The organism is uncultured Methylophaga sp., from assembly GCF_947259025.1.
GTDB lineage: Bacteria > Pseudomonadota > Gammaproteobacteria > Nitrosococcales > Methylophagaceae > Methylophaga.
The window spans coordinates 716,779-740,557 of the sequence record NZ_CAMYKO010000005.1 but is presented as its reverse complement, the minus strand read 5'-3'; the positions used below and the strand labels follow the sequence as shown (position 1 = coordinate 740,557).

Genomic DNA, 23,779 nt, shown 5'->3' with positions numbered 1-23,779 from the left:
AGGGCAGGACTATGAACGATCAATATCAAACCAGCCCAGATGCACTTAAAGAAAACATCATCGATGTGCTGAAAACCATTTACGATCCGGAGATCCCCATCAATATTTACGAGCTGGGGCTTATCTACAATATTGAAATCAGCAACTCCGGTAATGTGCACATTGATATGACATTGACGGCACCCGGCTGTCCGGTCGCCCAGACCTTTCCCGGTGATGTCGAGTCCCGAGTTATGGGTGTGCCCGGCGTCAAAAAAGCCCATGTCGAATTGGTCTGGGAACCACAATGGACCAAGGACATGATGACTGAAGCAGCGCAGTTGCAGTTGGGGATGTTCTAGACTTAAATCAGTCTTCACTGCAGGTACTCGTCCCCCTAGTCATTGCGAGGCCGAAGGCCGCGGCAATCCAGGCCCAGAGCTTAAATCAGTCACGGGTAGGTGTTGTCTATCCCAAGCCTAGAGTGTTAATCAAACACCGGACTAGACTGCCGCGTCACTCCCGTTCCTCGCAGTGACAAACCACGCTGATTTTCATATCTCCCGTCATTGCGAGGCCGAAGGCCGTGGCACAAAATCATCGGGAATGATTTTGAATTGCGAAGCAACCCGTCTGCGGGAGAGCCACATGGATGTGGCGAATAATCTAGGCCCAGAGCTTAAATCAGTCACAGGTAAGTGTTGTCTATCCCAAGCCCAGAGTTTTAACCAAACACCGGACTGGACTGCCGCGTCACTACCGTTCCTCGCAGTGACAAACCACGCTGATTTTCATATCCCCTGTCATTGCGAGGCCGCAGGCCGTGGCAATCCAGTCCCAGATCTTATTTAAGAAACCGGGCAGGAGTCTTACATCACAAGTCGTGTAAGTCACCCAAGACAAGCTCAATTGAGTGAAAACAGGCTATAGGAAATGTCAAAGCCAGAAGAAAAATACTGTGGGTGAAAACCACCCACAGTTGAGAACCTAATTTTGGTCTCGAAGGGGCTGTCATAATGACAGTCGAGTAATAAGCGAGATTATTAAGTAATCTCGCTGTCCATTCTTAACTCACATGTCCCCGGTGGATATAGGAAAAATTCCCGAATTATTTCTCGTCACCTCTCAACAAGAAAGCAAATTGGGTCACACAATTCACAAGAACCCCTGTATTTGGATAATTCAAAAACAGGACTTTTTCCTAGTGTGTGATTGAAAGCGCCCCACTAAGATTGACTGATTTTCAAGTTCATTAATGGGATTCGGTCAATGTCAGCGACAGAACTAGATTCAAATCAATCACCTCGTTCCTTGCTCGGTAACTTCAGTATTGCTGCTCTGGCATTGATGTGCCTAATACCGTTTCTGTCTCCCTACCATATGCCACCAATTGCCAGCTTTTATAATGAGTGGATGGCGGCGTTTTTCGCAGTGTTTGCCAGCATTTTCCTAATCAAAAACAGACAGGCTCAGTTTCAATTACCTGTTATGACTTTTGTTCCGTTGCTGCTGATGGTGCTGTTGGGCGTACAGATCGCAGTGGGCATGCCTGATTATTGGCAAAATCAGTTTATTGCGATGCTCTACCTGGGATTGTCAGCACTGCTTATTGTGTTGGGTGCCAATATGCGGCACTCATTGAGTCTTGAGAAGATCGTGCCGGTCATTGCCTGGTCATTTGCGACAGGTGCCGCTGTGATCATGGTTTTACTCTTTACTGGAAAGTTTATTCCTGACGAGAGTGTCTTAGCAGAGTGGGTTCTGGATGGTAAGTCCGGCAACATTGGGCAGGTCAATCACTTTTCCAATTATCTGGCGCTTGGCTTGGCATCTTTACTGTACCTGGGTTTGACAGGTCGAATAGGCCGAGCAGGACTTTTAGTAATTAGTACGCTTATACTTATCGGGCTCGCTCAGGGCGGACAACGTATGGCAATTCTCTATATTGCTCTACTGTCAGTCGGAGGATGGCTGCTGGCAAGAATAACAGTGTCATCAGATGAGCTTGCACTCAAGCCAATTAACCTGCTTTGGTTAATACCCGGATTTATTGCAGCTCAGCTTTTTGTGCCCTTTCTGACATTTCTGGAACCCGCATCAATGCCAGCCGAACGCCTGGTTAAAACCATGGGTACAGAATCCAGTCGTCTGATTCTGATTGAACAGGCCTGGCAGATGTTCAAGCAAAACCCATGGCTAGGAGCTGGCTGGGCAGAGTTGCCCTGGTACAACTTCAGTGTGACCGAAGCCTATCCCGGCCTCGATGGCTTATGGCACCACGCCCACAATCTGATTATGCAACTTCTCGCTGAAACAGGGATATTGGGGGCGCTGGTTTTAACTATCGGTATCATCTACTGGTTCCGAGAGCAGTTCTTCAACAGCCTTAGCCCCGAACGCTGGTGGTTACTGGCGCTCTTGTCTGTTATTGGTATTCACAGCATGCTTGAGTACCCACTCTGGTATGCCACTTTTCTCTGTATTGCCAGCCTGCTGCTGGGACTGGGTTCTGAAAAACCATTGCAACTGCGTTTTAATCTGGCCCCGGTATTTTTCCTGGTGATTTTCATCTTTTCTGCATGGTCTCTGGGAAGTCTGCAGACCAGTTATCACGAATTGGAATCGACATTGACTTCACTGCGTGAGGAAGGTCTGCCCCAGGCTGAGGTAGAGCAGAACCTAGATAAACTATATGAATTGCGGGCGAGTTCTGTCTTTACTCCCATTGCTGATAATTTTTTGGTGCGCGTGTTACCAAATCGTCCAGAACTATTAAAAGACAAGCTCTCGATCAGCCAACAAGTCATTGAGAACTGGCCGGGTAGAGTAGAAACCTATACCCATGCCTATTTGCTGGCGATGAACAACAAGCCGCTTGAGGCGCAAAACATGATTAGGATGGCGATCAAACAATTTCCTGAATACAGAGAGGCTTACCATAACTTTGTGTTGGCCCAGGTTTTTAAAAAGCAACAAAACCAACTACTACCTCTTTTGCTGATTCTGCAGGACCCCTACAAGGAAAAAGAGTGATGCAGTGGTACCAGGGCTAGGTAATGGCGCGTAATGATGGTTAGCAGAACCCATTAATCAGGTACAAAAAATAGACACATCAATTATTCAAAAACAGAGTTTTAAATTTCAGGAATTATTCCTATAGGGAAGCTTTCCTGATTCACCTAGTATCAACAATGACGAAATCAACCGGAGAGTGTCATAAGCATGAATGCTAAAGTCGATTCAGACCAACAGCCTGTTAAAGCCAAACTACTGGAGCTGGTGGATGACGTACTGGCGCATGATGGCTATGGCGATATTCGCGTTGAGGTTCGTATCTTAAAACGCCGTCAGAAAGAAGTGATTTTGCACTGCGGTAAACAATACCGCTATGTGATTGACTTCCCGGGTGAGCAGGGAGCAGCTTCCTCAAGAGAAGACGTTAACCCGGCATGATGGCAAAGAGTGTGAGCGGGTCACATCTCAAATTGATTTTTTAACCGATGACCAATAGGCCACAAGGGGTGGCTGAGGCGCAAACCTGAGAGAGATATAATGAACATCCAACAAATGAAAGCGTCAATTGCCAAGTTCCGCAAAGCGGACTTGTCTGTGATTAAAGATGAAAAACTGCGTGCTCAGGGCCAGAAGCTGCAAGGTAAAGAAAAAGGTTTTACCCTGCTGGAACTGCTGGTTGTTATTACTCTGATCGCGATTCTGGCAACCGGTGCGCTGATTGCCTATGAAGATGTGGGCGAGAATGCTGAAGCCGCTTCAGCAGGTAATGCTGCAGCCACACTGGACCGCGCGATTCGCACCTACCGCGCTGTTGAAAATGTCTATCCGAACCAATGGGACTTGTTGGTTGAAGACCAAGGTAGTGGCATGCAGTTCTCTGCGCCAATCATGAATGGTTTCCTGGCTGCGTGGGAGTTCCCGACTTCAGCTAACGGTGGTGACACAATCGCGACGGCTTTCCTGGACTCTGGTATTGAAGAACTGCAAATGATTTCGGCAGGTACTGCACTACCTCCAAATATTGCCCCTAACCGTTTCCATAACGAAAGTACAGGCCCTGCGGGCACTTCATTTGAGGCTGAATTTGAAGAGTCAGATGAATATCCATCTCACCTTTCTGTAGTGCCAAATGCAAACTGTGCTGATGTGGCCGCTAGTGAACCTACAAACTACCCTGCCGCCGCATTTGACGGCACTCCAGCCACCAGTAACATTTTCCAAAACCGTTATGGTGATGCGCTGGAAGCTGACGAATGTCACGCACTGGTTGCTTTAGGTTTCGGTGGTGACGCTGCCGCTTCTACAACCTTCAGTAATGTGGCTATTTCACAGTCACCGACCTATGTTCGTAACACTGGTAATGAAGATACCGAAGTGAATCCGGAAATTCATTATGCCCGTTACATTGGTTTGTTCGCGTTGGGTCAGTATGCTGACGAAAATGGCGAAATCGGTGACGGTGGTACTGAAGTCTGGACTTGGTATGACAAGCCTCAACTGGTCACCATTGTTACACCAGATGGTAAAAACATCGACCAGCTGACTTCGGAAGCACAACAATAATCTCACACAGAGGTTAATGTTGACGGAGGGGCGGGCTCTGCCCGCCCTTTCTTTATCTCAGAATGTTGTGCCAATACCTTTGTATTGCCAGAACGTTTTGTATTAACAGGAAGTGGTACTACGTCGAGGTGGGTGCTTTTAATGCAGCGCTGAATAATTAACAAAATCGGGAACAAGTAAATGTGGTTTTTATTGTTTGACCGACAACATAACAACACGAACAGGCGCCAGCCTGGACAAAGCGGCTTTACGCTGATAGAAATCTTGATGGTGATTGTGCTGTTGGGTATTGTCAGCATCGCTGCCATTAATGCCTTTGATGGTAATGAAGATCAGGCCCGTGAAAATATTACCCGCCTGGAGTTATCAGAGCTTCAGAAAGCTTTGCTGCAATTTCGCCGCGATAATCGTGAATTACCTTGCCTGGTCTATGTTGAATTCCCAGCCAACCAGAAATACACGCCGTTCATTTCACTGAGTGATTTTGCCAGTGATATGGATCGACTTCAGTTTAATACGCTTAATAACCCGACCGATCCTGCTCAACCTGATTCAGTGGCCACTTACGCCCAGTGGTGTAGTGACAGCCTGGAAAATGCATCCAATGAAGATGTGATTCAGTCTGATAATGCGCTGTCCATGTTGAATCAATTTCCTTTTCCACTTCAGTCCTCAAACAGTGATTTGTTGTGGAGTCAGGATACCCAAAGTGGCTGGAATGGCCCCTATATCAGCAAGGAAGCTTTAAAAGATGGCTGGGGAAACCCCTACAAGCTGTTAGACCCTGAGCTGGCTTATGACCAGCGTTATCGTTGTGCTGATGATGGTTCGGGCTACGAACGGTCGGCAGGCTTTTATGACTGTTTACCCGCACAGGACATCACTATCCCTATGTCGGCGGATTACCCGTTGGCCGGTAATATTGCGCGGATTGCCAGCAGTGGCCCGGATGGCATCTTTGAAAGCCAGACCAGTGAATATGATCTGCTTGGTACTGACCCTGATATTCCTGATGACCCCTGCGTTGCCTTGGGCGATGATATTGTCCGGTGTCTGCTGAATTGATGAGAAAGGGGCACAGGATGAACATCGCTGCTAAATGCCCTGCGCTTTGGAAGCAAAAGGGCTTCACGTTACTTGAACTGGTGCTGGTGCTTTTTCTTATCGGTCTGCTGGCGTCGGCAGGTTTACTGTTTACCGATAACCTCCGCGATGATGCGCAGTTTGATGAAACCCAGCGTCGGCTTGAGATGATCCGCAAAGCCATTATCCAGAGCGGCGAGCGTACGGTGAATAATCAACCGGAGTTGAGTGGGTTTGTGGTTGATAATGGCAGACTGCCTTATTGTCTTGAAGAACTGTTGTTTGTTGATACAACGGTGGCAGTAAGTGGCACTAATGAGGTCGAATCACCTTGTAATGACACAGGCGAACTGACTATCAAACAACCTGGTGTGACTTCTGACGGAATTCGTTATGGATGGTGGGGGCCCTACATTCAGGTTCAGCCAGATCAGGATGGCGGCCGTCGATTCCGTGACGGCTATGAAAATGCGTTTGTGAATGTGAGTGTTGTCGCACCAGCGGCTATAGAAGAGAACTCAGGCTGGCTATGGACACTTAAAGCCTCAGATATGACTCCGCTCTCCAGCCCTGTGCAAGCTATTGATCCAATGGCTTACACATTGTCTGTATCAAGTGTGGGATTTGACCTGAACTCAAGCATGGATGACTACCCGCCAACTGGAAGTGAGACCTTGATCACCAGCGATGCATGGTTAGCACAGGATACATACACGGTAAGGTTCTTCAATGTTGATCAGACTACCGCGGTGTCGGGCATTCCTCTATCAGACCCAGCGTATAAGTGGACATTGACACTGGCTAATAGTGCCTCAAACTTCTCAACAGATGCTATTACCATAGCCGCCTCTTCAATACCGGCAGCTGGAAGTGGCAACAATGCGGTTGATGAAACAGCGACTTTTTCCAGTCGTATTCCAGCTGGTCATTACCGTGTTTCTCTGACTTGTGAAAACTCACCGGGCGATTGCGTCACCGAGAATGTGAGTACCCCATACCGTGTTATTGTCTTTCCTCGCCAACAACTGGCCCCAATTCGTTGGAATGTGAAACCAAGATGAACCTGAAGCAAATAACAGACAAACTCACTTCATTTAAAGCCGCCTCGGTGATGGTCTGCGAATGGACAGGTATATCCATGCAGGCTGCAATCATCACCCGGACAGGCAAAAAGTTGCAGGTTCAGGGCACAGCCAATTCAGATAACATTGACCCGACAGTGGCATTCAGCCAGGTATTGAGCTCACTTAAAACCCAGGGCTGGAAAGGCAATCACGTTATCGTTCTCACGCCCTCAGTGATGAGTGCCATGGTGGAGCTACCGGTTTCACCCAAAAAGCCCAAACCCGTGCCACAGATGCATGAACTGGTTCGCTGGGAAGTTGAGCCTTTGCTAATGCAACATCAGCAGCAGTGGACACTGGGGCAGTTGATGGAGTCCCACGGCATGCTCTCGGCCAGCCAGGTACTGGAAATCAACCAGACTCAGAAACGATACAAACAGGAAGGTATCAAGTCAGAGCATGGTTCTAAGCGTTTTGGTGAAGTCGCGCTGGAGTTGGGGCATGTCACTCGTGAACAGGCGCAGTCTTTGTTTGTTGTTCAGGACTGGCTGCGGGGTGAAGATGATGAAATCATGTGTGGCTGGTCGGCTCAAGGCGAGGTAGAGGATGCGCCCGGTGTCTGGAACTGGCTGACTACGGCCACCTATCAGTCATTACTGGATAAGTGGCAGGAGCTTTGTCAGGACTATAACCTGACGCTGGCTGGCTTGATGCCGCTTACCGGTAACAGTGTGGCACTGATTGAGCAGGCGGAAAAACACGTGGTGGTGCTGGAAACGACTGAGTTCATGACTACTTCCACCCATCTGAGACGACAGCAGATTACGTCGGTCCAGCACTATGCCAACCGCAGTGCTTCTATGCTCGATTCCTGTCTGGAAGTCTTTCATGCAGAAAACGCACAACATCCGGGCCTGGTGCTGGCGGCGCCACCAGACAGTTTGCCTGATTTAAAACGCAGTCTTTCTTCGGCGCTGGCCAATGAGCCGGCACTGGTGATGTTTGATCAGAAAGAGGGTGTGTCACCAGGTTTATTTGCCGCAGGCAGGTTATTTTTCGGACTTCGCGGTGCTCGCAAGATCAGCATGGTGCGTCCAGGCGGGCCGTTGCCAGCACCCATCCAGAGGCCAGAAGTGCAGGGCGGCCTACTGGTGGCGGGTCTGCTCTGTCTTATCATCGTCACCGAAGTGATCATGGCCGTCCAATACAGCGGCATCAGAGCCGAAAAAAAGGAAATTGATGAACGGGCAGAGGTATTGGACCAAGCTGTTGCAAGGATCGAAAAACAGCGCGCAGAAATTGAAAAACGAAAAGCTGAACTCGAACAGCAAAAAGAAAACCAGAGAAGAATGCAGGCCCGGTTGGAATTCTTCGGTAATGAATTGCCTGACAGAGCTTTGCTGGTTCAAGCGATGCTTGGGATTTTACAGAACAACACGACTGAACAGATTATCGTGAATCGTATTGATGAAATGGGCCGTAGAGTTGGCATTCAGCCACCCACTAATCCGCTTAATAAACCCGGTGTAATAGAAACCGATAATTTCAATATCGATGCCTGGGCTCTAACCGAGAGCGCGGCGCAGGAGTTTGTTCAGAATATGAAATTAGCGGTGACCGCCTGGGATATGGAAGTCAGAGATATTCAGGTTGTAGAAAAAACAGGGCCGATGAATCTGACCGGTTACTCTGTCTCCCTGAGTTTAGTACGAGTAGTACAAGCCGGCGCTGGTGAGGTGAATACGTTATGAACCTAAAGCAATTAAACAAACGTGAACGTATTCTTGCAGGCTGCATCATCGTCGTTATCGTTCTGGGTGGGTATGGCCTTATGCGACTAGACCCAAAGTACAGTGATATTCAGCGGCTTGAACAACAAAAGCAGGCAACCATAAAACGGCTTGCAACTATGGATATTCCGACAGAGCCGCAAGAGGAAGTTGAGGATATTAACAAAGAACTTGATGATCAGGAAAATGCTCTCCAAGCAATAAAAGATAGCGCTGAACAAGTAGAAACCACACTGGCCCCATTGGATTCTCAGGAGCTGAAAGTACGAATTTCTGAACTGGCACGCGATAGTGGTGTTCGTATTCGTGTTAACGAAGCACTGAGTCCGCCCCCTTTAAAAGCCAGCAAAAATCGGGAGTATGGAGAGATCATGCCGCCTGTTACTGCCGGCTGGATACCCCGTATGTCACCCGGATCGATGTTTCAACGCCCATTGCAGCGATTAGAACTGGATGGCAGTTACCTGGCATTGCGTCGTTTCATTCATGGGCTGGATGAACTGCCTTATCTGGTGACTGTTGTCAGACTCAACATTGATAAGTTAGCGATTGCACCACTGAGGGGCGGCTCTCAAATTCTTAAAACTGAACTGATATTGGCGCTATAAAAAGAACCAAGAAAAATGGCTGTCAGAGACGAACAACTTCTAAAGGCAAGTGTAGAGACAGGGCTGCTGGAGCAGTCAGTCGTCGACCAGCTGCGTCTGAAAGCACGGCGCGAGCGGGTCCCGTTGCTATCCAAGGTGTTGGCAGACTTTCGTCTCCCTTTATCGGCTCTGCATCGGGCATTGGCTCAAGACCATGGCTTGCGCTTCATCAATATGGCTGAGGCTAAGGTCAATCCTGTCTTAACTAAAAAAATGCCGTCCAGCCTGATCAGCCGTAAGCAAATGCTGGTCGTGAATCTCGGGGAAGAGCGGGTGCTGGTTATTAGTGATCCGGCCGATACCATGTCGGTTGATTCAGCACAGCGCCTGATTGGTGAGACACTGCCTGTTGCAATGACAGACCCAGAGCATTTGAGACTGGCTGTCAAAAAGGTCTTAGCCAACACAGCCGTGGCACAGGCGAACCAGCAGAGTGTGCCGGCAGCCACTGATTTGGTTGCATTGCTCGATAGAATCATGCGGGATGCCTATCTTAATCGTGCTTCTGATATTCACCTCATGACAGAAGAAGAGGGACTGCGAGTCCGCTTTCGGGTGGATGGCAAGTTGAATGATTATCCGTTGGAAAATGCGCCCGATATTGCTGCTGGTTTGATCTCAAGGGTAAAAGTCCTGGCTAGCCTCGATATTTCGGAACAGCGTATGCCTCAGGACGGTGGTTTCTCCTATTATATGCCTCCACCTGTCGATATGGAGTTCAATATCCGGGTTGCCACCGCGCCAACGCGTCTCGGTGAGCGGATAACGATGCGACTGCTTGGCAGTGAGAGCAGCACATTAACACTGACGGATCTGGGTTTTCTGGAGCATGACCTGAATGAGTTCAAACAAGCCATCAGAAAACCCTATGGCATGATCTTGCTGACTGGTCCCACGGGGAGTGGTAAATCGACTACGCTCTGTGCGGCACTGCAGGAGATTAACCAGCCTGATCTCAACATCATGACGGTGGAAAACCCCATCGAATATGTGATTGATGGCATCTCCCAGATTCAAACGGGGCCGAAAATCAATTTTGCCGACGCACTCCGATCCTTGCTCAGGCATGACCCTGATGTCTTGATGGTCGGTGAGATTCGTGACTCAGAAACAGCTGATGTAGCAGTTAAAGCCGCGATGACCGGCCACTTGGTATTTTCTACCTTGCATACCAATAATGCGGTCAGTGCCGTAACCCGATTGGTTGATATCGGCTGTGAACCGTTTTTGATTGGTTCAACCATGACAGCGGTCATTGCCCAACGTCTGGTCAGGCGTCTGTGCCGACACTGTGCCAAATCGAGACCAGCGACCAAAGAGGAGTTGGTTTTGCTGGGCAGGGAAGATGATGTAGATATCTATGAGCCGGAGGGTTGTGCAGTCTGCCAAGGGCAGGGTTATCGCGGCCGTCTAGGTTTGTTTGAAACGTTATGGTTCGATGAAAAGTTGGCCCGAATGGTTTCAAAAGGCGCTGATGAAGAAACACTGGAAGCCAGTGCCGGCAATGCCCTCAAGTATATGTGGGAAGATGGCTGTGACAAGGTGTTGCGTGGCCTGACGACGCTCAGTGAAGTGAAGAATGTCGCGGTGTTCAAACAGCGTGAGACGGCGGAGGTGAACTGATATGCCGATGTTCGCCTACCAGGCGCTGAGCCGAACCGGTGATGAACTCTCCGGTAAGATGCGGGCTGACAGCACTGGTGCGGTGGCTCAGGCCTTGCGTACGGAAGGTCTGCGAGTGTTACAGATTAAAGAACGTCGGTCGGGCTTTCTCGGACAGGATAACTTCAAAGACTGGCTAGCGACGCAGCGTTCTGTTTCTACCGATGCATTGATTTTCTTTTATCGCCAAATGGCATTTATGTTGAGGGCGGGCCTGCCTCTGGCGGAATGTCTTGAACTCGCCGCAACACAAATCAGCAGTCCAAGGCTCAATCTGGCCTTGAGAAAAATGCATGGTGATATAGAGGCTGGTAAGTCTTTATCGACCTCACTGCGCAAACACGATGATGTTTTCAGTGACATTGCTATCAACCTGGTCGTGGCCGGTGAAAGCACTGGTGAGTTGGATGTCATCATGGAGCGTCTGGCTGTGCATCTGGAGAAAAAATCCCAGCTGCGTAAGCAGATGATCAATGCGATGATTTATCCGGTGGTGGTCGTGTTGGCGGCCATCGGCGTGGCGGTATTTATGGTGACGATGATCATCCCCAAGTTCGCTGAATTTATTCAGGGGCGAGGTCGGCGGCTGCCAGACTCTACCCAGGCGCTGATTGATGGGGCTGCTTTTTTGAGGGAGAACGGACTCATCATCATTGGCTCTGTGATTGTTGCTATGATCCTGACATTTATTATTTACAAAACCTATAAAGGCAGGCGCTTAATTGACAGATTACTGCTCAGCACACCGATCTTCGGCAAGATGATTACTTACGGTTCAATGGCACAGCTGAACTGGGCATCCTCTATATTAATGCGCAGTGGTATCACGATTTTTGACTCTCTTAAAATTACTGCTGATTTGATTGCCAACAAGATTTATTCAGATAAGCTGAAACAGGCTTCTGACAGTGTTATGGCAGGCCGTGACCTGGCTAGCAGTATTACCCACCCCAAGATGCCGACTCTGGTCACTCATATGATCGCAATTGGTGAGAGAACAGGGTCACTGGATCGCATACAACAAGAGCTTGGTGTCTACTATCAGAGCCTCCTGGAGATTGCTATCAAACGGCTTTCAGCCATGATTGAGCCAGCCATGATTCTGGTCATTGGTGGCATGGTGGGCTTTGTTTATTATGCCTTTTTCCAGGCATTATTTGCCCTCGCGGCATGAAGGTGAAAGAAATGATTAATCAATTGAAAATATTGATATGTTTAATACTGTTGATGCCCATGGCGCTGATTTATGCCAACGGTCAATCCCAAGATGAGAATGTTGACGGCACCTTTATTCGTGATCCATTCACGCCCAGCCGTCTGATGTTCGAACAGGCAGGCGCTGAAGGTGCCGTTAACTATGATGTGTATGGCTTTCGACCAAATGAAGGTGGTGATATTGAAATTCCGACAATGCGTCTGAGAGGATTCATCACACCCGAGGGCTCTCAGGAGCAGTTGGCGTTGTTGGAAATTAAAGGCAGTGGCGTTTATATGGTTCGTGAGGGCGATGAAATCAATATTGACCCCAGACAGCCAGCCAACGCCATTCGTATCTCTGAAATTTCCCGTTTAAGTATCACCATTGAAACAGGCACGCTGGGGCGCATTCGCGTTTTAAGATAATTCTATGAAACTACAAAAAACAATCATACTTACAACCGCATTATTTGTTGCCGGAGCGGTTCAGGCAGGAGGAATTTCTAATACTCAGCCTGCTCAGACTGGTGTCGTTGAGTCACCTGTTCAGCCAAGAGTTGTGACTGCTGAAGACAACACCACAAAGATCACCGAGGTAGAGTTCAGTGGCAGTCAAATCAGTGATGTTGTCAGGACACTTTCCGAGCTCAGCAAGCAGAACATCATTGCGACTCCGGAAGCCGCCAACAAAACGGTGACCATTCATCTCAAAAATGTGAGCATCTTGGATGCGGTTAAATCCATTAGCCGTATCAGTGACCTCTGGTATCGCTATGATGAGGACACTGATACCTATCGCCTGATGACCCGTGAGCAATACAGTAAAGATCTGATTGTCAGAGAGAGCGAGAACATTGAAATCTTCCGTTTGCTTAATGCCAACGTGCTCATCATCGCGCAGGCCATTGAGGATTTGTTCGGCCAGCGAGTTATCCTTTCCTATGGTCTGCCGCCCGCGTCCAACAGTTTTGGCAATTCCGGCAATGGTACAACAGGAAACCGTGCGGGTGGTACCAACAGAGGCGGGAGCTTTGGTAGTGTACGAGGTGGTAATCGGAGCGTGCGTAACTCCAGCAGGGGCAATCGCTTTGGGGGTAGCCGTGGGGGCATCTCAGGCAGGTTCGGTCAGGGCAACCTCGCACAATCCGGCGCTCAGCTCGACAGTGATGAACTGACCGTTGACCAAGTTGAACAGCTGGCCCAGGCCATTGAGCAAAGCGGCCAGCGTAATGTTTCCCAGGAAGCCCTGCAGCAGGCCACTATCCAGTCTCAACCTATCTATGTCACGGTCAACAATGAGCACAATATGCTGATTGTGCGCTCTGATGATAAATCAGTGTTGGCTGGCATTGAGCAGCTTATTGATAAAATGGATATCCCGGTGCCGCAGGTGATGTTGGAGATGCGGATTCTGAGCGTGTTGCTGGGTGAAGATTTTGATTCGATATTCAACTTTGAAATTCGCGAATCGCTGCCCGGCGGCAATGATGCTGATACGCCGCTCAGGATAGGTAACAACGCCTTATTGAATTCGGGTACCTTCGTTTATCAGTTTTTAAATGATCGGCTCAGAATGAACCTTCAGTTCCTGGAAGAAAATAATCGGGTCAGGGTGCTTTCCAACCCGATGGTGGTGGCGTCCAATCATCGCCAGGCCGAGCTGTTTGTGGGTGAAGAAACACTGCTGACAGAAGGGTTTGAATTTTTCCCGGCCATTGTAGATAACGGAGTAGTGGTGCAGCCCGCCTATGTACAGGCGATTGTGAACCGTGAAGATATCGGTATTACCTTACGCATTACCCCCAGAATTAATGGCGATGATACGGTTGAACTGTTTATTGAACAGGAGAACTCCACTGTGAACCCTGGTGGGGGTGTGGTGCCCGTAACCGATGGTGAAGGCACGGTACAGAACCTGCCGGTAGATACGGTCGATACTGCGCGCCTCACGGGTACTGTGATGGCCAGAGATGGACTGACGGTAGCGGTGGGTGGTTTGATCCGCACCAGCACCAACAAAAATGAACGGAAAGTGCCTATCCTGAGTGAAATCCCGATTATTGGCCGTGCATTTCGTTCCACTCGTGAGAGTGAAGAAGAGACAGAAACGGTTCTGCTGATCACGCCGCGGCTGATGAATACACCAGAGGAAAGTGAGCAGCTTCGTCAGTCCGATAATCGTTTTTATCAGGATTACAACCAGCATCAGCCACCGATGCAGGATTTTGAGAATAAGTTTATCGATATTGAGAAGGCCGCTGAAGAAAGCGAGTTTATACCGACTGCTGAGCAGGCAGATGCATTCAAAGCGATGACCAACTATGCGGCGCAGATGAGCAGAACACCCGATGTGCAGCGTCCGGATAGCCAGATTTACCAGTCAGTCCGGGTGATTCCGATTGCTGCCGGTATGTTCTCTGAGCCTGCCATCAAGACTGTGCCACAGGAAAGCTGGCAGAAAGGCAGTCTGTACGTGACAGCCGTATCTTTGTTCAATCGCTCTGATAAAGTGATTCAACTTTCCAAAGAGATGCTGCGCGGTGACTGGTTGTCGGTAGCGATGGAAGCCGGGCAACTGGCGCCGACCGGTACCGATGATGCTTCATCAATGATTTACCTGGTGTCTGATCAACCATTTGATGATGTGATTACTGCGCTCAGCTCACCGAGGTAGTCTGGGATGAGCCTCCGCGGACTGATAAATGTCAGGATTATTATTGCTGTTATCCTGATTCTGACGCTGGGCGGCTTGTTGGCCATCTGGCAGGCCCGCCAGTCAGTTGAGGAAGAGGTCAACTCTTCCTTTAACCTGGCTTTGCAGATGATCGATCTGGGTTTTAATTACCCGGCCAGCCGCGTGGTCAGTGAACAGCACTGGATGCGTCAGCTCAGCACCATTCAGAAAACCCGCCATATTCACATTACGGTAGTGAAGGACGACGGCTCGGAAAGTGAGTGGCTGACCGAACAATCTGAGCCGGAGCTGGAAAATATGCCGCCATACTGGTTTAAAAAGGCGGTGACTTCTGAATATCCTTCTGCTAGCTACAACATTAACTTGATGGATGGCAGCAGCCGGACAATCATTATTCGCGCTGATCCCATCGACGAAGTGGCTGAGGCCTGGGCCGAGTCCAAGGCCTTTTTCTGGTCAATTGTGCTGATGATGACCTTTATCTTTGTGGCCATTAATATCGTTTTCCAGTCTATGCTGAGAACCGTCCATGCCATCCTGGCGGGCTTACGGCGGGTAGAGAGCGGCGAATACGGTAAAAAACTGCCTAATTTCAGAATCAGCGAGTTTGATGCCATCGCTACCGAAGTGAATAACCTCTCTGACGCGCTGGACAGTGCACGGCGCAGTAATCAGGCACTGGCAAGACATACCATGCATATTCAGGAGAATGAGCGTCAAACCATGTCGCGTGAGCTGCACGACGAAATGGGCCAGTCACTAACCGCAGTGAAGGCGATGGCGGTTGCTACTAAGCAGCCTCAGGCCAGAATTCCGGATATTGCCGATTCGATTATCGAGATTTGTAACCACCTGTCCGGTGTGGTCAGATCAATGATGCGAACTCTGCATCCACTCAGCCTCAGCGATTTAGGCCTTTCCGCTACCCTGACAGATCTGGTCAACGAGTGGCTGCGGCGTAATCCTTCGCTCAAAGTCGAACTTGACTACGATGAAACCATAGACTGGTTGGATCATGAGGTAGCGATACATGTCTATCGGATTGTGCAGGAATGTCTGACCAATGTAGTGCGACATGCTGAAGCAACCCGTGTTGATGTCGTTATTCGCCGTCAGCTGCATAATATGAAGCCCTGGATTGTGATCCGTGTTGAAGATAACGGCAGCGGCGGTAGCGCCGAGGGCGAGGGCTTCGGTATTCTGGGTATGCGAGAACGTGTGGAAAGCATGGGCGGTCATTTCAAATTCGACTCTTTGCCGGGCAAGGGTGTCAGAGTCAGGGCCTCAATGCCGTTTATAGAGAAACAAGATGAAAAATAATGATATCAGCGTGCTATTGGTCGATGATCATGAAGTCGTTCGCGCCGGTTTCCGTATTCTGCTGTCTTCCCAGCCATTTATCGGTGAAATAAAAGATGTGAACCGTGGTGAACTGGTCTCACAGGAATACGAACGTCTGCACCCTGATGTGGTGGTGATGGATCTTTCAATGCCCGGTATTGGCGGCCTGGAAACGATCCGTCGCCTACATAAACAAGACGCAGGGGCAGCCGTACTGGTTTACAGCATCCATGATGAAGCGATCTACGTCGAGCGCGCTTTGCAGGCCGGTGCTATGGGTTATGTGAGTAAAAACAGCGCCGCCGAAGTACTGGCTGAAGCCGTAAAAACTGTGGCCAGCGGTAAGCAGTATATTGAACAGCAACTGATGCCTGAGGCCGACGATGTGCGCTATGTTGATATCGAGCACTACCGACAGACCGTCGCCTCTTTGTCACCCCGTGAGTTTGATGTGTTCTGCCGACTTGCCCGCGGGATGACCGCGCATGCAGTCGCCAATGAACTTCACCTGGGTTATAAAACCGTAGCGAACTACAACACCCAAATCAAAAGCAAGCTGAGAGTGAACACTGCAGCTGAGCTAGCCAACATTGCCGTAGTGTTAGGCATCATCAAACCTTAGCGACTATCGTTATATTTTATTCAACTCACTGTAATTGCTGTTTTTTTAGGGAATAAAATTTTTTAACTTTTCTCTTGAAAAGCCCTCAAGCCGACCCTATTTTAAAAATCAGAAAGACATGTCTCTCTGATTAATTCGGTTTTTTTGGAGGGTATACTATGGCAATACAACGTTACAGACCACTCAGCCTGCTGGACGAATTGCAGCGGGAAATGAACACCATTTTCCATACTCCAGCGGTAGAAAGCAGCTTCAACAGCGAAGAATGGAGCCCGGCCGTGGATATCAGTGAAGATGAAAACGGCTTTACCATTCATGCCGATCTGCCCGGCGTTAAATCCAACGATATTGAAGTCACTGCTGAAAACGGTGTGCTGACCATCAAAGGTCAGCGTGAAAGTCACAAAGAAGAAGACAAGGACAATTTCCGCCGTATTGAACGCTTCAGCGGGCAATTTATGCGCCGATTCACTTTACCGGAACGCGCTGACTTACAAAATATCACCGCACACAGCCGTGATGGCGTGCTGGAGCTGACGATTCCCAAATCAGCAGAAGGCAAACCCAGACGGATTGAAGTGAAAGTCGATTAACAGAACCATGCCTGGCAGCCATGCGCTGCCAGGCTCTTGCTTCACTTCAGCTACGCCCCAGCCCTGTCATGTTGAGCGAAGCCGAGTCATCTTCAAGACCTGGGGCAGAGATGCCTCCGCTGCGGTCGGCATGACAGTTTCCGGCCTTTCAGCCTCTAGGTGCGTATATAGCCTTGGTTGTCATGCTGAGCGGTGCCGAAGCATCTCTGCGGCTTGGGATGTAGTCCGGTCGACATGACAATTTTCTGGCCTGTCAGCGTGCTTCAGGATGACAGATACAATTTGTCATGTTGAGCAAAGCCGAAACATCTCCCCCTGACGCTTAAAACAGCAGCCCCAATCCAGCCTTGCTTTTTCTGACAGTCAACGGTTTATACTGGACTCACCACGTGTTGCAGTAATCACAAGGAAGCGCGTTTGATGAGTCATAATAACCAGGATCCCGTTTATATTTCCTATGCCGGTCCGGCGCTGATGGGCACCTCGCTGCTCAATAAAGGCACAGCCTTTACTGAAGAAGAGCGTCATGATTTCAACCTGAGAGGTCTGGTACCGCATCATTTTGAAACCATCGAAGAGCAGGCCGAGCGAGCTTATCTGCAGTATTCCAGCTTTGATGAACCGATAAACAAGCATATCTACCTGCGCACCATCCAGGATACCAATGAAACCCTGTTTTATTACCTGGTCGAGCAGCATCTGCAGGAAATGATGCCCATTATCTATACCCCAACGGTAGGGGAGGCCTGTGAACGGTTCTCGCAGATTTACCGCCGGGCGCGCGGACTGTTTATTGCCTACCCGGACAGGTTTCGCATCGATGAAATTCTGCATAACGCCACCAAGCGTCATGTCAAAATTATCGTGGTCACGGACGGCAGCCGTATCCTGGGTCTTGGCGATCAGGGCGCTGGTGGTATGGGGATCCCGATTGGAAAGCTCTCCCTATATACCGCTTGTGCTGGCATCAGCCCGGCTTATACATTGCCGATCACGCTGGATGTGGGCACCGATAATGAGGAACTACTGGAAAACCCCATGTATATCGGCTGGCAGCACAGGCGTATTAATGATGAGCAATATCTGGAGTTTGTTGATTTGTTTATCACAGCGTTACAAAAGCGCTGGCCTGATGCGTTGCTGCAGTTTGAAGACTTCAAACAAAGCAAGGCGCTGCCATTGTTACGCAAATATCAGGATAAAGTCTGCTGCTTTAATGATGATATTCAGGGCACGGCTTCGGTCACGGCAGGCTCATTGCTGGCAGCCTGCCAGGCCAAACAGGAGCAGATTAGTGATCAGACTATTGTGTTTGTCGGTGCCGGCTCCGCGGGCTGCGGTATTGCCGAACAACTGATTAAGCATATGTGCGCGGAAGGACTGGCAGAGGATGATGCCCGCGCCCGCATTTTTATGGTGGACCGTCAGGGGCTGCTGCTCCGTGAGCAAGCCGGTTTATATGACTTCCAGTTACAACTGGCCCAGAATGCCGCTTTGCGTCATGACTGGGATATCCAGGAGGAAAATATCAGCCTCCAGCAGGTAGTGGATAAAGCTAAGCCCACGGTGCTGATAGGTGTATCCGGTCAGGCCGGGCTGTTTACCGAAACATTAATTAAAACCATGCATAGTCACTGTCCACAGCCGGTGATATTCCCGTTAAGTAATCCGTCTAAAAAAGTTGAGGCCCATCCCGCCGATTTGGTGGCATGGACACAGGGGCAGGCCCTGATAGCCACAGGCAGTCCCTTTGAGTCGGTTGAATATCAGGCACGCCAATACCCGATTGCACAGTGCAATAATAGTTATATTTTCCCGGGGATCGGTCTGGCGGTGGTCGCTGCCGGTATCAGCCGCATCACTGATGAAATGATGATGGTGGCCAGTCAGGTGTTGGCGGATGCATCGCCGCTGCTGCAAGAGAGTGGGGAAGCCTTGTTGCCGTCACTGGGTGATGTGGCAACACTGAGCAAAAATATTGCCTTGGAAGTAGGGAGGCTGGCTCAGCAGCGAGGGCTGGCAGCGGCCTGTACAGAAGCCGAGCTTGAAACGGCGATTGAGGAGAATTTCTGGTTGCCACGTTACCGCTCATACCGGCGGGTCAGTACTTAAAAAAACCTTTTCCATATACTCCTTGTCAGTTGAGATGTGTTATAGGAAAAATTCCTAAAATTAACCAGGACTGTTATACTGCATGTACGAGTTCGATCATTGCTCTTGTGGGTAGAGGGTGATCTTTTTTCAGATCATTCATCTCTAAAAGGAGCTTAACTATGAAAAACACAATGCTGAAAGCCATCCCTGCTGCTATTGCCATGACCATGGCACCAGCAGCTTTTGCCGATCATGACAACTATGATCTGGATGATGTCCGTGACTGGAACATTGTGAAGATTGAAACCTGCCTGGATGCGGCGCTGGACACCATTCCCGGTAATGCCCGCAAAGTCGAACTGAAAATGGAAGGCGACGACCCGGTATACGAGTTTGATATTGAAGCTGAAGCCGATGGCAACACTTACAATGTCGAGTGTAATGCTGAAGAAGGTTTCATCACTGAAATCGAACGTGAAGTTGCTGCTGATGACCCCACCTTCAAGAAACTCGCTAAAATTTCCCAGGCTGAAGCTCAGGATTTTGCTTTGAGCATTCATCCGGGTGAAGTGGTTGCCTCAGAAATGGAAGTGGGTTTTGATGGCGACGCCACTTACGAGTTCGATATTCAAAGCGTTCATGGCTATGAAGTGAAAGTCGATGTAGATGCCACAACCGGCGAAATTGAAGAAGCCAATATCGAACTTTATGAAATCGGTATGGAAAAAGAATAAGCCTTTTTCTGACTACTATAAAAAAGCCGCTGAATTTTCAGCGGCTTTTTTTTTGCCTGTTATTGCGAGCCGTAGTCGAGGCATTTTTATCTCAAGCCGGAAAGATGTTTCGGCTCCGCTCAACACGACGGTGGGGTAATGTGCTCAGCATGCCGATAACACATGAAGCTGTCATGTCGACCGGAGTGGAGGCATCTTTATTCCAAGCCGTATAGATGTTTCGGCTGCGCTCAACATGACATCGGGGTAGTGTGCTCAGAACCGTTCCGATAACACATGAAGCTGTCATGCCGACCGATAGCGGAGGCATCTCATGCCATGCGGTTCGTCTACAGCCCAGCTTTAAGCCCCCAGCGCGGCTAACTGCTGTTCCAGCTGCTGATAGGCCTGCTGCATTTCAGCGAGCTTTTCACGCTCTTTGGCCACCACTTCTGCTGGCGCTTTGTTGACATAGTTGTCATTGGACAATTTGCCGGAAGATTGTTTGATGACCTTATCCAGCTTGCCCATTTCCTTGTTCAGACGAGCGATTTCAGCGTCTTTATCGATCAGGCCTTCCAGCGGGATCAGGATCTCCATTTTCCCGACCAGCGCGGTGGCGGCTGCCGGTGCCTCGCCTTCAAGCAGTTCGATAGACTCCAGGTTAGCCAGGCGGCTGATGAAATTACGGTTATTGTTAAGTTTTTGCTGATCATCAGCCTGTGCATCTTTCAGCAGCACCGGCAGCGCTTTTTTCGGTGCAATATTCATTTGCGAGCGAATAGAACGGATACCGGTAATGAAGTTCATCACCCATTCCATTTCAGTGACCGCGGTGTTATCAATCTTGCTGTCATCGGCAACCGGGTAGGGCTGGGACATGATGGTGTCGCCGGATTTGCCTGCCAGCGGGGCAATGGTCTGCCAGATTTCTTCGGTAATAAACGGCATAAACGGGTGGGTCATGCGCAACGTCGCTTCCAGCACCCGGACCAAAGTGCGGCGGGTACCGCGTTTGGCTGCGGCTGAGGCCGTATCGCTGGTCAGTACCGGCTTGGACAGTTCCAGGTACCAGTCACAGTAGTTGTTCCAGATAAACTCATAAATGCTTTGCGCGGCATGGTCAAAACGGTAAGCATCCAGGGCGCGAGTGACGTCCTGTTCTGTGCTCTGCAACTGGGAGATGATCCAGCGATCTGCCAGGCTCAGCTCGACCTCGTCATTATCAACACCGGTATCCTGACCTTCGGTGTTCATCAGCACGTAGCGGGCGGCATTCCACAGCTTGTTACAGAAATTACGGTAACCGGCGATGCGGTTCATATCAAAGTTGATATCGCGGCCGGTAGAAGCCAGCGAGGCAAAGGTAAAGCGCAGCGCATCAGTACCGTGGCCTTCAATCCCCTCCGGAAATTCCTTACGTGTGGCTTTTTCAATCTTCTCAGCCAGTTTGGGTTGCATCATGCCGGCGGTGCGTTTCTGAACCAGGGTTTCCAAATCGATACCGTCGATGATATCAATCGGGTCCAGCACATTGCCTTTGGATTTGGACATTTTGTGGCCGTGGGAGTCACGCACCAGACCGTGAATATACACTTCCTTGAACGGCACATCGCCAAGGAAGTGAATACCCATCATCATCATCCGGGCCACCCAGAAGAAGATAATGTCAAAACCGGTGACCAGTACATTGCCGGGGTACCAGGTTTTGACCGCTTCATCCTCTTTGGGCCAGCCCAAAGTTGAGAATGGCCACAGGGCGGAGGAGAACCAGGTATCCAGTACGTCTTCGTCCTGGGTTAAAGCGATATCGTCAGCCAGCTTATTTTCTGCACGCACTGCGGCTTCATCGTTACCGACATAGACATTGCCGTTATCGTCATACCAGGCCGGAATGCGGTGCCCCCACCAGAGCTGACGGGAAATACACCAGTCCTGGATATCACGCATCCAGCTGTAGTACATGTTCTCGTAGGACTTGGGTACAAACTGGACTTTGCCGGTTTCTACCGCTTCGATGGCGGGTTTAGCCAAAGTCTTGGCATCGACATACCACTGATCGGTGAGCATCGGTTCGATAACCACACCGCCGCGGTCACCATAAGGCACGGTCAGTTCATGGTCCTTGATTTCATCCAGTAGCCCGGCTGCTTCAAAATCAGCGACGATGGCTTTACGCGCTGCGAAGCGCTCCATGCCCTGATAAGACTCAGGAATGCGGGCTTCAACCTCATTGTTGGGGCTACCATCAGTATTAAATACCTGCGGCACATCGCGCACATCAGCATTGAGGGTAAAGATATTGATCATGGGCAGGCCGCAGCGCTTGCCGACTTCATAGTCATTAAAATCATGCGCCGGGGTGACTTTGACCGCACCGGTGCCTTTTTCCATATCGGCATGTTCATCAGCCACCACAGGGATGCGACGGTTGACCAGGGGCAGCAGAATATCTTTGCCAATCAGGTCTTTGTAGCGCGGATCTTCCGGGTTAACAGCGACGCCGGTGTCACCCAGCATGGTTTCAGGACGCGTAGTGGCCACGACAATATAATCTTTGCCTTCGCTGGTTTTGAGACCATCCGCCAGCGGGTAGCGCAGATGCCACATATGACCTTTCTGTTCGCGGTTTTCCACTTCCAGATCGGAGATGGCGGTATGCAGCTTGGGATCCCAGTTCACCAGGCGCTTGCCGCGATAAATCAGGCCTTCCTGGTAGAGTTTGACGAAAACGTGTTTGACCGCTTCGGACAACTCATCATCCATGGTGAAGCGGTTACGCGACCAGTCCAGCGAGGAGCCGAGGCGACGCAACTGACGGGTGATATTGCCACCGGATTCTTCCTTCCACTCCCAGATGCGCTTAGTGAAATCCTCGCGGCCCAGTTCATGGCGGGTCTTGCCTTCACCATTGACCTGACGCTCCACTACCATCTGGGTGGCGATACCGGCATGGTCGGTACCCGGCTGCCAAAGGGTGTTATCACCTTTCATCCGGTGGTAGCGGGTCAGGGTATCCATGATGGTGTTGTTAAAACCATGGCCCATATGCAGGCTGCCGGTGACATTGGGGGGCGGCAGCATGATGCAGTAGGGGCTACCCTCACCGCTGGGCTTGAATTCACCGGCCTGTTCCCATTTTTGATACCAGCGTTGTTCGATCGCGTCAGGGCTGTATGTTTTTTCCATCTTTGCAGTTCAGATCAGTCGAGAGATAAGCGGTGCATTATACCTGTTGTGAACAGTCCTGTTTACCGCCGATGTTGTGGTTTTGTTCGGGGGAGGAGAATTCAGATTGAGTGGGTGTCGAGCTCGTAGCCACGCTGTTTATAGAATTTGTAGCGCTCGCGGCCTGCCTGTTTGATGTGGTCGTTGTCATCAATGATTTCGGCAACCCGTTCAAACTGGCTGAAAAACAGTGGCTGCTGCTGGGTCAGATTGACCAACACATCCATCAGCCGCGGCGGGGTGTTATCGCCATGTCCAATCAATACCGGGCTGTCGCAGTCGCTGTCGTTTTCAATAATCTGATGGGGGACAAAGCTGTCGGGACGAATAGCCCACAAAGCCGAATCAATGTCGGCACTGTGGTCAGCATTATCAGTATGAATATAAACCTGCTGGCCCTGATGATAGGCCTTTTCAACCAGGCGGCAGGCAAAAGCCTGCCGCTGTTCGGCTTCGGTTGATTTGAGCAGGTAAAAGCTGACGCGGGTCACGT

The 23,779-nt window shown here is 49.9% G+C and carries 19 protein-coding genes; 17 read left to right on the top strand and 2 right to left on the bottom strand.

The annotated features are described in order from the left end of the window. Nucleotides 1-11 precede the first annotated feature (11 nt). From Q0X64_RS09535 to Q0X64_RS09455, 17 genes are all read left to right on the top strand, one after another. Nucleotides 12-341, top strand: coding sequence for an SUF system Fe-S cluster assembly protein (locus tag Q0X64_RS09535; RefSeq protein WP_297811899.1), 330 nt, complete (start codon nucleotides 12-14; stop codon nucleotides 339-341). A gap of 907 nt (nucleotides 342-1,248) precedes the next feature. Then, on the top strand, nucleotides 1,249-3,012 hold the full coding sequence (locus tag Q0X64_RS09530) for a Wzy polymerase domain-containing protein (protein WP_297811897.1): 1,764 nt from the start codon (nucleotides 1,249-1,251) through the stop codon (nucleotides 3,010-3,012). A gap of 189 nt (nucleotides 3,013-3,201) precedes the next feature. Beyond that, a complete protein-coding gene (locus Q0X64_RS09525; protein WP_297811894.1) occupies nucleotides 3,202-3,432 on the top strand; it encodes a hypothetical protein in 231 nt (76 codons plus the stop codon). Between the two features lie 99 nt (nucleotides 3,433-3,531). After that, nucleotides 3,532-4,557: a type II secretion system protein gene (locus Q0X64_RS09520; protein ID WP_297811891.1), complete on the top strand. Its 1,026-nt coding sequence runs from the start codon at nucleotides 3,532-3,534 to the stop codon at nucleotides 4,555-4,557. Between the two features lie 180 nt (nucleotides 4,558-4,737). Next, complete coding sequence (locus tag Q0X64_RS09515) at nucleotides 4,738-5,622, top strand: type II secretion system protein GspG (protein WP_297811889.1); 885 nt, start codon at nucleotides 4,738-4,740, stop codon at nucleotides 5,620-5,622. Between the two features lie 17 nt (nucleotides 5,623-5,639). Then, nucleotides 5,640-6,701 (top strand): prepilin-type N-terminal cleavage/methylation domain-containing protein, encoded by a 1,062-nt coding sequence (locus Q0X64_RS09510; RefSeq protein WP_297811886.1) that lies wholly within the window; start codon nucleotides 5,640-5,642, stop codon nucleotides 6,699-6,701. Next, complete coding sequence (locus Q0X64_RS09505; RefSeq protein ID WP_297811883.1) at nucleotides 6,698-8,455, top strand: hypothetical protein; 1,758 nt, start codon at nucleotides 6,698-6,700, stop codon at nucleotides 8,453-8,455. The genes Q0X64_RS09510 and Q0X64_RS09505 overlap by 4 nt, the downstream gene beginning before the upstream one ends. Beyond that, complete coding sequence (locus Q0X64_RS09500) at nucleotides 8,452-9,102, top strand: hypothetical protein (RefSeq protein WP_297811881.1); 651 nt, start codon at nucleotides 8,452-8,454, stop codon at nucleotides 9,100-9,102. The genes Q0X64_RS09505 and Q0X64_RS09500 overlap by 4 nt, the downstream gene beginning before the upstream one ends. A 15-nt stretch (nucleotides 9,103-9,117) precedes the next feature. Further along, on the top strand, nucleotides 9,118-10,764 hold the full coding sequence (locus tag Q0X64_RS09495; protein ID WP_297811879.1) for a GspE/PulE family protein: 1,647 nt from the start codon (nucleotides 9,118-9,120) through the stop codon (nucleotides 10,762-10,764). A gap of 1 nt (nucleotide 10,765) precedes the next feature. Further along, complete coding sequence (locus tag Q0X64_RS09490) at nucleotides 10,766-11,977, top strand: type II secretion system F family protein (RefSeq protein ID WP_297811875.1); 1,212 nt, start codon at nucleotides 10,766-10,768, stop codon at nucleotides 11,975-11,977. An 11-nt stretch (nucleotides 11,978-11,988) separates the two neighbouring features. Next, nucleotides 11,989-12,426 (top strand): hypothetical protein, encoded by a 438-nt coding sequence (locus Q0X64_RS09485; protein WP_297812182.1) that lies wholly within the window; start codon nucleotides 11,989-11,991, stop codon nucleotides 12,424-12,426. A 133-nt stretch (nucleotides 12,427-12,559) separates the two neighbouring features. Further along, nucleotides 12,560-14,674 carry a DUF3438 family protein gene (locus tag Q0X64_RS09480; RefSeq protein WP_297811872.1) on the top strand — a complete coding sequence of 705 codons (2,115 nt, stop codon included), beginning with the start codon at nucleotides 12,560-12,562 and terminating at the stop codon, nucleotides 14,672-14,674. 6 nt (nucleotides 14,675-14,680) lie between these two features. Beyond that, entirely contained in the window at nucleotides 14,681-16,015 is a 1,335-nt protein-coding gene (locus Q0X64_RS09475; RefSeq protein WP_297811869.1) for a sensor histidine kinase, read from the top strand. Next, complete coding sequence (locus Q0X64_RS09470; RefSeq protein ID WP_297811866.1) at nucleotides 16,005-16,658, top strand: response regulator transcription factor; 654 nt, start codon at nucleotides 16,005-16,007, stop codon at nucleotides 16,656-16,658. The genes Q0X64_RS09475 and Q0X64_RS09470 overlap by 11 nt, the downstream gene beginning before the upstream one ends. Nucleotides 16,659-16,816: 158 nt before the next feature. Beyond that, the gene (locus tag Q0X64_RS09465) at nucleotides 16,817-17,251 is read left to right on the top strand and encodes an Hsp20/alpha crystallin family protein (protein WP_297811863.1); all 435 of its coding nucleotides are present in this window, start codon (nucleotides 16,817-16,819) and stop codon (nucleotides 17,249-17,251) included. Nucleotides 17,252-17,671: 420 nt separating this feature from the next. After that, nucleotides 17,672-19,363 carry an NAD-dependent malic enzyme gene (locus Q0X64_RS09460; RefSeq protein WP_297811860.1) on the top strand — a complete coding sequence of 564 codons (1,692 nt, stop codon included), beginning with the start codon at nucleotides 17,672-17,674 and terminating at the stop codon, nucleotides 19,361-19,363. Between the two features lie 161 nt (nucleotides 19,364-19,524). Continuing rightward, entirely contained in the window at nucleotides 19,525-20,079 is a 555-nt protein-coding gene (locus Q0X64_RS09455) for a PepSY domain-containing protein (protein WP_297811858.1), read from the top strand. Between the two features lie 342 nt (nucleotides 20,080-20,421). On the opposite strand, the gene Q0X64_RS09450 is transcribed toward Q0X64_RS09455, so the two are convergent. After that, nucleotides 20,422-23,247, bottom strand: coding sequence for a valine--tRNA ligase (locus tag Q0X64_RS09450; protein WP_297811856.1), 2,826 nt, complete (start codon nucleotides 23,245-23,247; stop codon nucleotides 20,422-20,424). A gap of 101 nt (nucleotides 23,248-23,348) precedes the next feature. Next, the gene (locus tag Q0X64_RS09445; RefSeq protein ID WP_297811853.1) at nucleotides 23,349-23,777 is read right to left on the bottom strand and encodes a DNA polymerase III subunit chi; all 429 of its coding nucleotides are present in this window, start codon (nucleotides 23,775-23,777) and stop codon (nucleotides 23,349-23,351) included. Nucleotides 23,778-23,779 lie beyond the last annotated feature (2 nt).